This window comes from Burkholderia sp. BCC0398 (assembly GCF_902833245.1).
Classification (GTDB): Bacteria; Pseudomonadota; Gammaproteobacteria; order Burkholderiales; family Burkholderiaceae; genus Burkholderia; species Burkholderia sola.
This window is the reverse complement of sequence record NZ_CADFEM010000016.1, coordinates 19,332-31,826: the sequence shown is the minus strand read 5'-3', so window position 1 is coordinate 31,826 and position 12,495 is coordinate 19,332. Positions and strand designations below refer to the sequence as shown.

Here is a 12,495-nt window from a genome sequence, read left to right as displayed (position 1 = left end):
TCAAGACGGAACCTCGTCCGATGAATACGCCCAATGTCGCGCCGCCCGGTACGGCGGTCACGCAACCCGCCATCAACTTCTTCGAACGCTACCTGACCGTATGGGTGGCGCTGTGCATCGTCGCGGGCATTGCCTTCGGCCAGGCGCTGCCCGGCCTGTTTCACGCGATTGGCCGGATGGCGTACGCGCAGGTCAATCTGCCGGTCGGGCTGCTGATCTGGGTGATGATCGTGCCGATGCTGGTGAAGGTCGACTTCGGCGCGCTGCACGAGGTGCGTCAGCACGTGAAGGGCATCGGCGTCACGCTCGTCGTGAACTGGCTCGTCAAGCCGTTCTCGATGGCGTTCCTCGGCTGGCTGTTCATCCGCCATCTGTTTGCACCGCTGTTGCCGGCGGATCAGCTCGACAGCTATATCGCCGGGCTGATCCTGCTGGCTGCCGCGCCGTGCACGGCGATGGTGTTCGTGTGGAGCCGGCTGACAGGCGGCGATCCGCTCTTCACGCTGTCGCAGGTCGCGCTGAACGACAGCATCATGGTGATCGCGTTCGCGCCGCTGGTCGGCCTGCTGCTGGGGATGTCGGCCATCACGGTGCCGTGGGCGACGCTGCTCACGTCGGTCGTGCTCTACATCGTCATTCCGGTGATCGTCGCGCAGATCCTGCGCAAGCGGTTGCTCGCGAAGGGTCAGGCCGCGTTCGATGCCGCGATGACGCAGATCGGCCCATGGTCGATCGCCGCGCTGCTGGCCACGCTCGTGCTGCTGTTCGCGTTCCAGGGCGAAGCGATCCTGAAGCAGCCGCTGGTGATCGCGCTGCTCGCGGTGCCGATCCTGATCCAGGTGTTCTTCAATTCCGCGCTCGCCTACTGGCTCAATCGCGCGGTCGGCGAAAAGCATGACATCGCGTGCCCGTCGGCGCTGATCGGCGCATCCAACTTTTTCGAGCTGGCGGTCGCGGCCGCGATCAGCCTGTTCGGTTTCCATTCCGGCGCAGCGCTGGCCACCGTCGTCGGCGTGCTGGTCGAGGTGCCGGTGATGTTGCTGGTCGTGCGCATCGTCAACCGGTCGAAGGGCTGGTACGAGCGCCGGGCTCGAGATCACGAGAGAAGCGCTCCATGACCGACTCCCTGAAAGACCTGCCGCAACTCGACGCCACGCTGTTCCGCGTGCCGGACGCCACGCAACTGCGGCCTGCCGCGCCATCGACCCATCCGCCTCGGCTCCTGCTCCTGTACGGGTCGCTGCGCGAGCGTTCGTTCAGCCGCTTGCTGGTCGAGGAAGCTGCACGCCTGCTCACGGCGATGGGCGCCGAGGTACGCGTGTTCAATCCGAGCGGATTGCCGCTTCCGGACGATGCGCCCGACAGTCATCCGAAAGTGGTCGAGCTGCGCGAGCTCGTGATGTGGTCGGAAGGGATGGTGTGGTGCTCGCCGGAACGGCACGGCGCGATGACCGGGATCATGAAAGCGCAGATCGACTGGATTCCGCTGTCGACGGGCGCCGTGCGGCCGACGCAAGGCAAGACGCTTGCGGTGATGCAGGTGAGCGGCGGCTCGCAGTCGTTCAACGCGGTGAACCAGATGCGCGTGCTCGGGCGCTGGATGCGCATGCTGACCATCCCGAACCAGTCGTCGGTGGCCAAGGCGTTCATGGAATTCGACGAAGCGGGGCGGATGAGACCGTCCGCGTATTTCGACCGCGTGGTGGACGTGATGGAGGAACTGGTGAAGTTCACGCTGCTGACGCGCGACGTCGGCCCCTATCTGGTCGACCGGTACAGCGAGCGCAAGGAAAGCGCGGAGGCGCTGTCACAGCGGGTCAATCAGCGCAGCATCTGAGATCGTTGACGAGCCGGGGGCGACGTCGCCCGCCGCGCATGCGGCCTTACGCGTGCCCGTCGAATTGTCCGGCGCTCAGCAAAATCAGACTCGACTGATTTCCATCCCGACTCAGATTCCCGACAATTCAGTTTCTGCGGCCCGGCATACACCGTGTGCCGGATCATGGAGACATCTCCTTTTTGCGGCCGGTCTTCTCGACTGGCCGCTTTTTTATTCCCGTTCGCTACCGGAGAGCACGATCGCGATGCAGCTCGACCGCCTGATCCCTGAAATCCTGTTCGGCTTCACGGGCCTGATCGGCATCATCAATCCATTCGGCATGGCGTTCGTGTTTCTCGAACGCACGCAATCGCTGACCGAAGCCGAGCGCGCGATCCTGTCGAAGCAGCTCGCGACGAACGTGTTCTTCACGCTGCTCGTGATCTTTTTCGTTGGCGCGCCGGTGCTGAACTTCTTCGGAATCTCGATGGAGGCGCTGCGCATCGGCGGCGGCTTGGCGGTGGCGGTGGCCGGCTGGTCGATGCTGAATGCGCCTGACGTACCGGCCGGCGGCGATGTCGCCGCGCACGGCGACGATCTGCCGAAGCTGATGTCGCGCGCGTTCTTTCCGCTGACGGTCCCGCTGACCATCGGCCCCGGCTCGATCGCGGCCGGCATCGCGCTGCATGCGAACCGTGCGCATACGGCGAGCGATTACGTGTTGTCGGGCATCGTGTCGGTGGCGGTCGCGGCGCTCGTCGCGTTCACGATCTGGCAGATCTACAGCCGCGCGACGACGCTCGCGCGCTATCTCGGCAGCGAAGGGACGAAGGTCGCGATGCGCGTGTCCGCGTTCCTGCTGCTGTGCGTGGGCGTGCAGATCATGCTGACGGGACTCGCCGCGTTTGTGCAGATGCTGGGCGGGCAGACGGGGTGACCGATGGCATAGGCGCCGACCGTTCGTGCATGAAGTGTTTGCTCGTCTATAACTGAGTAAGGTGATAAAATTGGTGCGTTATCGCATCAATTTTGATGGAGGTAGGCAATGCGAACCACGGTCACTATCGACGACGAGCTCTACACGAAGGCCCTCCAAATGGCCGAGCCCGGAATGGATAAGGCGGACTTGTTCAGGGAGGCAATCAAGACGTTTGTACGTGTCCAGGCCGCCAAACGCCTGGCAGCACTGGGCGGATCCATGTCCGGCATGGCAGATATTCCGCGACGTCGCCAGGAACCGGAATCGCAATGAATGTGTTGATTGACACGTCAGTCTGGGTTGATCACTTTCGAAACAGAAATCAGACACTTTTCGAGCTGCTTGCGCTCGATGCCGTACTGATGCATCCGATGGTGCTGGGTGAACTTGCTTGCGGGACGCCGCCGGCGCCACGACTGCGAACGCTGAACGACCTCGGATTGCTTCAGGAATGCAATCAGGCCAGCATGTCTGAGGTAATGGCATTCGTGGAGCGCGAGAAGCTCTACGGGATGCGGTGCGGTCTCGTCGATCTGACCTTGTTGGCGTCCACGTTGATCACGCCGGGGGCGCGCTTCTGGACCCTGGATCGTCGTCTTGCAGCGTTGGCGGATCGTTTCTCGGTCGAATTCCGTCCGACTTCAAAGTGAGCTAAAGACGGCATGCGCCGGCGTCGGCCGCAGGGAAGGAATCGGAATAGAACAGGGCCTACTCTGGTCGTCGTGGCGCGGCAGCGTCAACTGGCTCGGGCGGCGGAACCGCCGCGCCGCAGTTCGGGCAGCAGCGTGTATCCGTATCAGCATTCGGGCGCTTGCGCTCCATCGCCGATGCAACCAGCTCCGCGCCCATGATCCCGGTCGGAAACGCGATGATCCCGTAGCCGAGCAAGATCGCGCACGACGTGATCAGCCGGCCGAGCGGCGTGACGGGTGTCAGGTCGCCGTAGCCGGTCGTACTCATCGTCACGGCCGCCCAGTAGACGCCGACCGGAATGCTCGTGATCCCGTGCTCCGGCCCTTCGACCAGAAAGATCACGGTGCCGAGTATCACGACGAGCACGAACATCCCGCCGATGAACACGAAGATCTTGCGCCGCGCGCGCGTGAGCGCCCGCATCAGCAACTGCCCTTCCTCGAGATAGATCGACAGCCCGAGGATGCGGAACACGCGCAGCAGGCGCAGCAGCCGCACGTCGATCAGCGCGTGCAGGCCGGGGAAGAAGAACGCGAGATAGGTCGGCAACACCGACACGAGATCGACGATGCCGAAGAAGCTGCGCGCATACGCGGCCGGCTTCTTCGCGGCGCAGAGGCGCAGCAGATACTCGGCGGAAAACAGCAGCGTGAACGCCCATTCGGCCGCGTAGAGCGCGTGGCCGTATTGCTGGTGCAGCTCCTGCACGCTGTCGGCCATCACGACGAGCACGCTCGCGACGATCAGCACGAGCACCGCGATGTCGAGCTTGCGCAGGAACGAAGGGCGGCGCGCGACTTGCGTGACGGCATCGCGCGCCGTATCGAAGGAGGACTGGATCAGCGAAATCATGGATCCGAGTGTACGGACCGCGTATCGCCGGGCCTATCGGACATGTCTGATTTGAGCCGGGCGGCATCCAGCCGCCGCGCTAGCGGTCAGATCAGCAGCGTGAGCGTGTGAAACAGCGCGAGATCCTCCTTGCGCGCCGAGCGCGCATGCTGGCGGATCACGTGCAACAGGCAGTCGATGAAGCAACGCGCCGCATCGCCGAGCGTGCTGCTGCGCCGCGTGACGATGCCGAGTTCGCTCGGCTCGAAGGTCTCCTTCAGCGGCAGCACGCGCATCCGCTCGCCGAATGGCGGCACCGCGGCGAGGATCGTCGGGCACCACGTGCACATGCCGGCCTGCTCGAGCATCGTCTGCAACATCGCGACCGACTGTGCGCGCACGATGCGCCGTTCGTCGATCCGCGCGCCGTGCCGCGTGAACAGGTAGTCGATCAGCGCGGCCTGGCCGTCGGCCGACGAATTCAGCACCCAGTCGCAATCGAGCAAATCGTGCACCGACGTCGCGCGCTCGCGCGGATGCCCGGCGCGCACCATCACCGACGTGTCGTAGCGCAGCAGCGGCTCGAACGCGAATTCGCGCGCGCCGCTGCCGGGCTGCACGTGGCCGAGCGCGAAATCCATGCTGCCGTCGCGCAGCAGCGGCTGCGCGACGGCCATCAGCGCTTCATAGAGTTCGAGGCGCACGTCGGACATCCGCTCGCGAAACTGCAGCACGGTCTCCGCGAGGAACGTCATCGTCAGCCACGGCGTGACGCCGACACTCAGCCGCCCCTCGACGCGCCCGCGCATCCGTTCGAGATCGCTCTGCGCATGCTCGAGCTGCTTGAGCACGAGCTTCGCGTGCGTGAGCAGCGTCTTCCCGTAGTCGGTGAAGCCGATGCCTTCCGGGGCGCGAACCAGCAGCGGCAGGCGCTCGCTGGCCTCCAGCTCGCGCAGCGCGCGCGTGACGGCCGCCTGCGACAGCCCCAGCGTGCGCGCCGCGCCACGGATGCTCCCGGCTTCCGCGCTCGCGACGAGCGCCTGCAACTGATGCAGCTTGATCGTGCTCATGGTGCGGGATGGTGTGAGAGGGGATGAATGCCGACAACGAAAGGTTGTCATCATAACGAAACTGCGGCTGTTCGCCGGTTTTTTCGCTGCCTACGATTTCGCCACGATCCGCCATTCCGGCGATCGGAAACCGGCACGTATCGAGGAGTATCGAGGGTGGATCGAGCACGAATTTCGCCTGAAATGGCGGCTATCGAGGCGGAGATGATCGCGCTGCGCCGCCGGCTGCACGCGCATCCGGAGCTGGGGTTCGAGGAACACGCGACGAGCGCGCTCGTCGCCGACTGCCTGACAACATGGGGTTATCAGGTGACGCGCGGCGTCGGCGGCACCGGCGTGGTCGGCACGCTCGCGCGGGGCGCCGGGAAGCGCCTGGGGCTGCGCGCCGACATGGATGCGTTGCTGATCCGCGAGACAACCGGGCTGCCGCATGCAAGCCTGCACGACGGCGTGATGCATGCGTGCGGCCACGACGGCCATACGGCGATGCTGCTCGCAGCGGCTAGGTGCCTGGCCGAGCGCGGGCGCTTCACCGGCACGCTGAACCTGATTTTCCAGCCGGCCGAGGAAGGGCTCGGCGGCGCGAAGCGGATGCTCGACGACGGGCTGTTCACGCGTTTCCCGTGCGATGCCGTGTTCGCGATGCACAACGTGCCGGGCCTGCCGGCCGGCGTGCTCGGCTTCTGCGACGGTCCCGCGATGGCGTCGGCCGACGAGGTGCGCGTGCGCGTGATCGGGCGCGGCGGCCACGGTGCGGCGCCGCACACGACGATCGATCCGGTGGTGGTCTGCGCGTCGATCGTGATGGCGCTGCAGACCATCGTGTCGCGCAACGTGAATCCGCAGGAGCTGGCGATCGTGACGACCGGCTCGATCCACGCGGGCACCGCATCGAACGTGATTCCGCCTCATGCGGATATCGAACTCAGCGTGCGCGCGCTGTCGCCGGACGTGCGCGCGCTGCTCGAACGGCGCATCCGCGCGATCGTGCACGGCCAGGCCGACAGCTACGGCGCAATGGCCGAGATCGACTATCGCTACGGCTATCCGGTGCTGGTCAACCATGCAGCGGAAACGGCATTCGCGCGGGACGTCGCACGTGAATGGGGCGGCGACGACGCGCTGATCCCGCATCTGCGGCCGATCGCGGCGAGCGAGGATTTCGCGTTCATGCTCGACGCGTGTCCGGGCAGCTACCTGTCGATCGGCAACGGCGACGGCGCGGCCGGCTGCGGGCTGCATAACCCCGGCTACGATTTCAACGACGCGTGCCTTGCAATCGGCGCGAGCTACTGGATCGCGCTCGCGGAGCGCTACCTCGCGTGAGCCGGACAGGCGGACACGCGGGACATACGGATTCGATTCACCTTCAACGACGGAAACAAGGAGACAGGCAATGAAACCATGGATGGCCGCGCTCGCAATGGCGCTGACGGCAACGACGATCGCAGGCGCCGCGCACGCGGGCGACTGGACGGGCAAGGAGATTCGCCTCGCGGTCGATCCCACGTACCCGCCGCTCGAATACAAGCAGCCGGACGGCACGCTGACGGGCTTCGGGATCGACATCACCAACGCGTTGTGCGCGGAGCTGCATGCGCGCTGCGTGTGGGTCGAGTCGAGTTTCGACGGGATGATTCCGGGGTTGCTCGCGCGCAAGTTCGACGTGATCGCGTCGTCGATGACGATCACGCCGAAACGCATGCAGCAGATCGCGTTCACGAACCGGATCTCGAATGCGCCGGCGCGGCTGGTCGCGCGCAAGGGTTCGCCGTTGCTGCCGACGGCCGCGTCGCTGAAGGGCAAGCGCGTCGGCGTCGAGCAGGGCTCCGCGCAAGCCGACTATGCGATCGCGAACTGGCAGCCGGCCGGCGTGCAGATCGAGTCGTACCAGAACCAGGACCAGGTGTACGCCGATCTCGTGACGGGGCGGCTCGACGCGGCGTTCCAGGCGTCGATCGCGGCCAGCGACGGCTTCCTGAAGAAGCCGCAGGGCAAGGACTTCATGTTCGTCGGCGCGGCGATCGACGACGCGAAATACTTCGGGCAGGGCGACGGCCTCGGGCTGCGCAAGCAGGACACCGACCTGCGCGACGCATTCAATCGCGCGCTGGCGACGATCCTCGCGAACGGCACGTATCAGCGGATCAACCGCAAGTACTTCGACTTCGACATCTACGGCGCGAAGTAAGCGGCACCGCATCATAGCGAGCGGGTGGGGATAATCAAATCAATAAGGAAGGCGAATGAACTGGAGATTGTTTTTCGTCGTGATGCCGGCACTCTGTGCGGTGCCGGCGTTCGCGCAGAGCAGCGTCACGCTGTACGGGCTGATCGATGCGGGCATCGACTATACGAACAACGTCGGCGGGCACGGCGCGTGGCAGATGGCGAGCGGCTTCGCGCAGGGCAGCCGCTGGGGGCTGAAGGGCACCGAGGATCTCGGCGGCGGCTACAGTGCGCTGTTCCAGATCGAGAGCGGCTTCAACGTGAACAGCGGCACGCTCGCGCAGGGCGGCCGGATGTTCGGGCGGCAGGCTTACGTCGGGCTCGGCAGCACGCGCTTCGGCACGCTGACGCTCGGCCGGCAATACGACGCAGTCGTGGATTTCCTTGCGCCGACGACCGCGAACGGCAGCTGGGGCGTCTATCCGTTCTCGCATCCGCTCGACAACGACAACACCGGCAATACGTTCCGGGTGAACAACACGGTCAAGTACGCGAGCCCGGATTTTGCCGGCTTCTCGTTCGGCGGCACGTACAGCTTCAGCAACGACACCGGGTTCGCGAACAACCGGCAATGGAGCGTCGGTGCGGAGTACGAGCAGGGCGGCCTGCTCGTCGGCGCCGCGTTCCTGAATGCGGACAACCCGGGCGCGACGGCCGGCGGCGCGATCGCGGGCGCGGGGTCGGTCGGCGCGGATGCGAACTTCGCGTCGGCGAGATTGCGGATTTTCGGCGCGGGCATCAACTACACCGCAGGGCCCGCGACGGTCGGGTTCGCGTATACGAACAGCAACGTCACGCGGCCGACCGCGAACGTCGGCTACCTGTTCGGCGACGAGACAATCGAACCGGTGACAGGGCCGCTCGCGGGCGGCGCGGTCACGGCGATCAAGTACCAGAACTTCGAAGTGAACGGCAGGTATCAGTTCACGCCGGCGTTCTTTGTGGGCGCGCAGTACGTGTACACGACCGTGCGCTACGACGCGACCACGGGCAGCGCGAAACCGAAGATCCATTCGATCGGGCTGATGGCCGACACCAACCTGTCCAAGCGCACCGACGTCTACCTGATGGGCGCGTACCAGCGGATTGCCGGCGACGCGACCGGCTCGTCGCTCGATCAGGCCTATATCCCGGGGGCGGCGGATCTATCGTCGACGTCGAAGCAACTGATGGTGCATGCGGGGATTCGGCACAAGTTCTGAGTGCGTGACGCGGGAAGACCGGCGGCCGGCATCGTGCAGGGCGCGCACTGCGTGCCCGGCGCGTGGGGTCGCCGGTCATTACTGCCCGAAGCGTTGCGTGACGGCATCCTTCAGCCGCGCGGCGGTCAGCTCGCCCATATGCGATTCGACGAGTTCGCCTTTCACATTGAAGAACAACGTGGTCGGCAGCCCGCGCGAGCCATACGCGTGCATCGCGTGCAGCGAAGGGTCGAGCAGCACGTGATCGAAGCGCAGGTTCTGCTGTTCGAGGAACGCGCGCACGGCTTGCGCGTTTTCCCCCTGGTTGAGCATCAGGACCGTGATGCCCGGATGGTCACGCTGCGCCTGTTCGAGGATCGGCATCTCACGGCGGCACGGCGCGCACCACGTCGCCCACAGGTTCACGACGACCGGCTTGCCGACGAAGCCCGCGGGCAATACGGGCGTCGAATCGAGCGCCTGGAGCGGCATCGTTGCAAGCGGCGGCGCGCCGCGCTGCAACGTCGCCAGCGTGCCTTGCGCGATGCCCCACGCGCCGAGGCCCGCGACGATGCCGGCCAGCACCGGCCGACGCAGCGCGGGCAGGCGGCGCAGACGCCAGCCGGCGAACACCAGCGCGGCCGCGATGCCGATGCGCGCGTCGAAGCCGCCGTCGCCGAGCGCGACGATCGCGCGCGGCGACGCCGCGTAGTCCGGCCACCATTGCGCGACGTAACCGGCACGCGCGGCAATCAACCCGAGCAGCAGCGCGTCGAGGATCAGGCCTGACGCGGTCTTGTGATGCCCGTCCGGCGGGCGACGCTGGATGACACGCGCGACGAGCCACGCCAGCAGCGCGGCGACGGCGACCGCGACGACGCGGATCGAGAAGGGACCGATGCTCAACATGAAATAGGAAGAATGGACGTGATCGAGCGGGACAGAAGACGGGATGGTCCGCCGCGACGATGAAGCGGTCGACGGTCGTGCGGCGTTTCGACCGGTTGCCGCGCATGGGGGTTCCCTCCGCGAACGTAACGGCGTGTTGCGGATCGCGACAGGCGCCCGGGGCAGCTCAGGACTGCGTGATGTGCACGCCGACGTGCAGCGAATCAGATCGGTCTGGTGTGGTGTCCGCCGGTATCCCGCACAGGGATCTCTCCTTGACGGCCGCTCCGCTCGCGAGCGGCCGCTTTTTTAGCGTCGTGCTTAGCGTGGTGCGTGCGGGCATGAGTATCTTGTGGCGGTCGGTGGGCGCGGCGGCATCCGATGCATATCGGCTGGTTCAGCGGGATGGGAACGCTGCAAGATGCGAGCGCTAGGCATTCACTTACGCATTGCCTGGCACCCGGTTGGCGGCTGGCGCGGCCGCTCGTTGGCGGCGACACAGGGCTGCCGCCATGGCCCGACGGGCCGCGCATCCACGAGCCGTCGGGCGCCGGGTCTTACAGCTTCTTCGACGCCGTCGATGCCGCGTCGCCTTGCGTTGCCGCGGTCGCCGGATCGAGCGTCGCGATCGTCTTCTCGGTGAATTTCTCGTACAGCCAGTCCATGCGCATGCTGTCGATGCCCGCGATACCGCCGAGCGCATACGACGCCGACACCTTGAAGTGGTCGAGCGGATGATTGTCGGCATCGGCGAACGTGACGGTGCCGTCGACGTAATCGCTGCCGGCCATGAAGCCGAACATGACGGCCGAGAAACTCGAGCGCACGCGAATGCCGGTGACTTCGACATTCAGGTGCATCGCATCGGTTGCATCCGCTTTGGCCAGCAGCTTGCGTGCGTCCAGTGCCTGTTCGATTTTTTCCTGCAGTTTCTTCGCATCGAACTTCAGGTTGTCTTTCAACGCTTCCTGCGCGGCGTTGTCGAGCGTGACCTTCACGATCACGGGTTTCTTGCCGAATTGGGGCGTCGATGCGGTCACGGTGGCCCCTGCCGGATCGCGGGCGTCGCGCGTCACGCTGCTGGCGCAGCCCGACAGGAAGCCGATCGTCACGAATGCCAGTGCGGCATGGCGGATAAGAGATTTCATGATTTGGTCTTTGATTGAGTTTATTTGAATGGGCCTTGTGGCCGAGCGGGAATTTAGCACGGCGCGATCCGATTCAAATCGCCGAATAGCGGGGGAAATCGATTCGGTATTGGGACGGCGCGGCGGGTTTGCACCGAGGAAGCGCCGAGACAATGTGCGGCGAGTGATGAGCGGCGTTGGAGATTTGCTCCTGCTTTCGCGATGACATCGCTTCGCGGGCGATTACTGGCCGTTGCCCGCCCGTGCTTCACCGAGCCGATACGCGGTAAAGAACTCGTACCACGGCGACCCTTGCTCGACCGGCACGCCGAGTGCCGTCGTGCGCTGTTTCAGCGCGCCGAATACATCGTTGATGAGTGCGTTCAGCGCGTTATCGCGGAATGGAACCGGTCGCGTCCGCCCCGCGGCGAACGCCCCGTACGCAATCGCCAGCAGACGTTCGCGGTCATCTGTGCCCGCGATCGTCGCGTCGATCGTTTCGACGAAGCGCGGCCGGTCCTCTTCGCGCGCTGCGGACAGGCACAGGAACACGATCGCCGACAGTTCGTGCAGGTCCTTCCCGCGCAGCAGCGTGGGCAGTCGCGCAACGATCGGGCCCACTGGTTCCTCACGCAGCGCGTCGTCGAAGTCGAGCACGGCGGCCATCGGGTTCATGTCTGTTTTCAGGCGATCGAGCGCAGGCGGGGCCGACGACGCGCCGTCCGGCCCCGCAGCGGGCGGAGACCGCAACGCATCGGCCACGTGCTGCGTCCATTCCGGAAAAATCATCCGCACGTTGCCGAACTGCTCGCCGCCTTCCGCGGCCGGATTCCACCGATAGACGATCGTGCCGCCGCGAATGAACGGCGAATACAGGTGCTCGGGCGTTTGCGGCAGCGGCCGCCGGTTGATGGGCAGCCACGCGAGCGTGAGCCAGTCGTAGCGGCCCGTCGCGGGGACGGCAGCGCTCGAACTCGCGACGACCTGCCACGTGCCGCGATTCGCATAGCGGCGGCGCGCGTCGGGTACCGGGACGGTCCGGCCTTTGGCGGTGTCGAAATACGTCTTGCCCGTGACGTTCGCGCCGCTGTCAGCGGCCGGCGTGATGGTCGAGATGACCCACGACGCGCCGTCCGCCGACCGGTAGTCGGACGGCTTCAGCGTTGCTACGTCGTGCACCATGCGCGTTTCCGCCGCGACGGGGCTTGGCGGGGCATCGGCGGGCGCGGCGAAGATACTCGGCATGGCTTTCCTCGGAATCGGGGCGCGCATCGTCGAGCGGGGCGATGTGCGGCGGCACGGATGACGGTGTCGTAACTGTAGAACGTCGTGACCGGAAACGGAAACTGGCCGAATGGGGTAATCGGTGCACGCCGTTCGCCGCTTCGCTTACGATGTGCATCCTGAGCCAAGGACGCATATCGAGCGGGAGGGCGGGCGCATGACCGATACGAAAGCCATTGCCGAACACTGGGCGCGGGTTGCCGGCCAATGGATCGGCTGGGCCGGCAAGCCGGAGATTGGCTGTGGCGAAGGTCGCGTGCGCGACGCGGCCAGCGCAAGCCCGTTATGAGCGTGAGCAGGTCCCAGGCAGTGGGCGCGCGTGCCGCTGTTTTTGTGGATCAAGGCGCGGCCGCTGGGATGGGTGGGGCCGGGGTCGGGTCCGGGGGATTGAATC

Annotated in this window: 14 protein-coding genes; 9 read left to right on the top strand and 5 right to left on the bottom strand. The window is 65.7% G+C overall.

The features are described 5' to 3' along the window. The first annotated feature begins 20 nt into the window (after positions 1 to 20). The 5 genes from arsB (at position 21) to HWX76_RS29215 (ending at position 3,448) form a co-directional block, all read left to right on the top strand. Positions 21 to 1,118, top strand: coding sequence for an ACR3 family arsenite efflux transporter (gene arsB / locus HWX76_RS29235; RefSeq protein WP_089489984.1), 1,098 nt, complete (start codon positions 21 to 23; stop codon positions 1,116 to 1,118). Beyond that, positions 1,115 to 1,837, top strand: coding sequence for an arsenical resistance protein ArsH (arsH, locus tag HWX76_RS29230; RefSeq protein ID WP_050017910.1), 723 nt, complete (start codon positions 1,115 to 1,117; stop codon positions 1,835 to 1,837). Before arsB ends, arsH begins: the two co-directional genes overlap by 4 nt. A gap of 247 nt (positions 1,838 to 2,084) precedes the next feature. Continuing rightward, a complete protein-coding gene (locus HWX76_RS29225) occupies positions 2,085 to 2,756 on the top strand; it encodes a MarC family protein (RefSeq protein WP_050017909.1) in 672 nt (223 codons plus the stop codon). 108 nt (positions 2,757 to 2,864) lie between these two features. Then, on the top strand, positions 2,865 to 3,071 hold the full coding sequence (locus HWX76_RS29220) for a type II toxin-antitoxin system VapB family antitoxin (protein WP_050017908.1): 207 nt from the start codon (positions 2,865 to 2,867) through the stop codon (positions 3,069 to 3,071). Continuing rightward, positions 3,068 to 3,448: a PIN domain-containing protein gene (locus HWX76_RS29215; protein WP_176016723.1), complete on the top strand. Its 381-nt coding sequence runs from the start codon at positions 3,068 to 3,070 to the stop codon at positions 3,446 to 3,448. The genes HWX76_RS29220 and HWX76_RS29215 overlap by 4 nt, the downstream gene beginning before the upstream one ends. A 58-nt stretch (positions 3,449 to 3,506) precedes the next feature. On the opposite strand, the gene HWX76_RS29210 is transcribed toward HWX76_RS29215, so the two are convergent. Together HWX76_RS29210 and HWX76_RS29205 are read right to left on the bottom strand one after the other, a co-directional pair. Then, positions 3,507 to 4,343 carry an ion transporter gene (locus tag HWX76_RS29210; protein WP_124639190.1) on the bottom strand — a complete coding sequence of 279 codons (837 nt, stop codon included), beginning with the start codon at positions 4,341 to 4,343 and terminating at the stop codon, positions 3,507 to 3,509. 86 nt (positions 4,344 to 4,429) lie between these two features. Beyond that, positions 4,430 to 5,392, bottom strand: a complete 963-nt coding sequence (locus HWX76_RS29205) for a LysR substrate-binding domain-containing protein (RefSeq protein WP_176016722.1) — start codon at positions 5,390 to 5,392, stop codon at positions 4,430 to 4,432. Between the two features lie 156 nt (positions 5,393 to 5,548). Between HWX76_RS29205 and HWX76_RS29200 the strand changes: the two genes are divergently transcribed. The 3 genes from HWX76_RS29200 to HWX76_RS29190 all read left to right on the top strand — a co-directional run bounded on the left by HWX76_RS29200 (position 5,549) and on the right by HWX76_RS29190 (position 8,823). Then, positions 5,549 to 6,718, top strand: coding sequence for a M20 aminoacylase family protein (locus HWX76_RS29200; RefSeq protein WP_176016721.1), 1,170 nt, complete (start codon positions 5,549 to 5,551; stop codon positions 6,716 to 6,718). Positions 6,719 to 6,788: 70 nt separating this feature from the next. After that, entirely contained in the window at positions 6,789 to 7,583 is a 795-nt protein-coding gene (locus tag HWX76_RS29195; RefSeq protein WP_089489989.1) for an ABC transporter substrate-binding protein, read from the top strand. 55 nt (positions 7,584 to 7,638) lie between these two features. Then, positions 7,639 to 8,823, top strand: a complete 1,185-nt coding sequence (locus HWX76_RS29190) for a porin (RefSeq protein ID WP_176016720.1) — start codon at positions 7,639 to 7,641, stop codon at positions 8,821 to 8,823. 78 nt (positions 8,824 to 8,901) lie between these two features. Here HWX76_RS29190 and HWX76_RS29185 read toward each other — a convergent pair whose 3' ends face one another. The 3 genes from HWX76_RS29185 to HWX76_RS29175 all read right to left on the bottom strand — a co-directional run bounded on the left by HWX76_RS29185 (position 8,902) and on the right by HWX76_RS29175 (position 12,062). Continuing rightward, entirely contained in the window at positions 8,902 to 9,711 is an 810-nt protein-coding gene (locus tag HWX76_RS29185; protein WP_089489991.1) for a TlpA disulfide reductase family protein, read from the bottom strand. A 536-nt stretch (positions 9,712 to 10,247) separates the two neighbouring features. Then, on the bottom strand, positions 10,248 to 10,838 hold the full coding sequence (locus HWX76_RS29180; protein WP_050017900.1) for a DUF4410 domain-containing protein: 591 nt from the start codon (positions 10,836 to 10,838) through the stop codon (positions 10,248 to 10,250). Between the two features lie 222 nt (positions 10,839 to 11,060). Next, the gene (locus tag HWX76_RS29175) at positions 11,061 to 12,062 is read right to left on the bottom strand and encodes a hypothetical protein (protein WP_050017899.1); all 1,002 of its coding nucleotides are present in this window, start codon (positions 12,060 to 12,062) and stop codon (positions 11,061 to 11,063) included. Positions 12,063 to 12,258: 196 nt separating this feature from the next. On the opposite strand from HWX76_RS29175, the gene HWX76_RS36980 reads away from it, so the two are divergent. Further along, on the top strand, positions 12,259 to 12,390 hold the full coding sequence (locus HWX76_RS36980) for a hypothetical protein (RefSeq protein WP_256975834.1): 132 nt from the start codon (positions 12,259 to 12,261) through the stop codon (positions 12,388 to 12,390). Positions 12,391 to 12,495 lie beyond the last annotated feature (105 nt).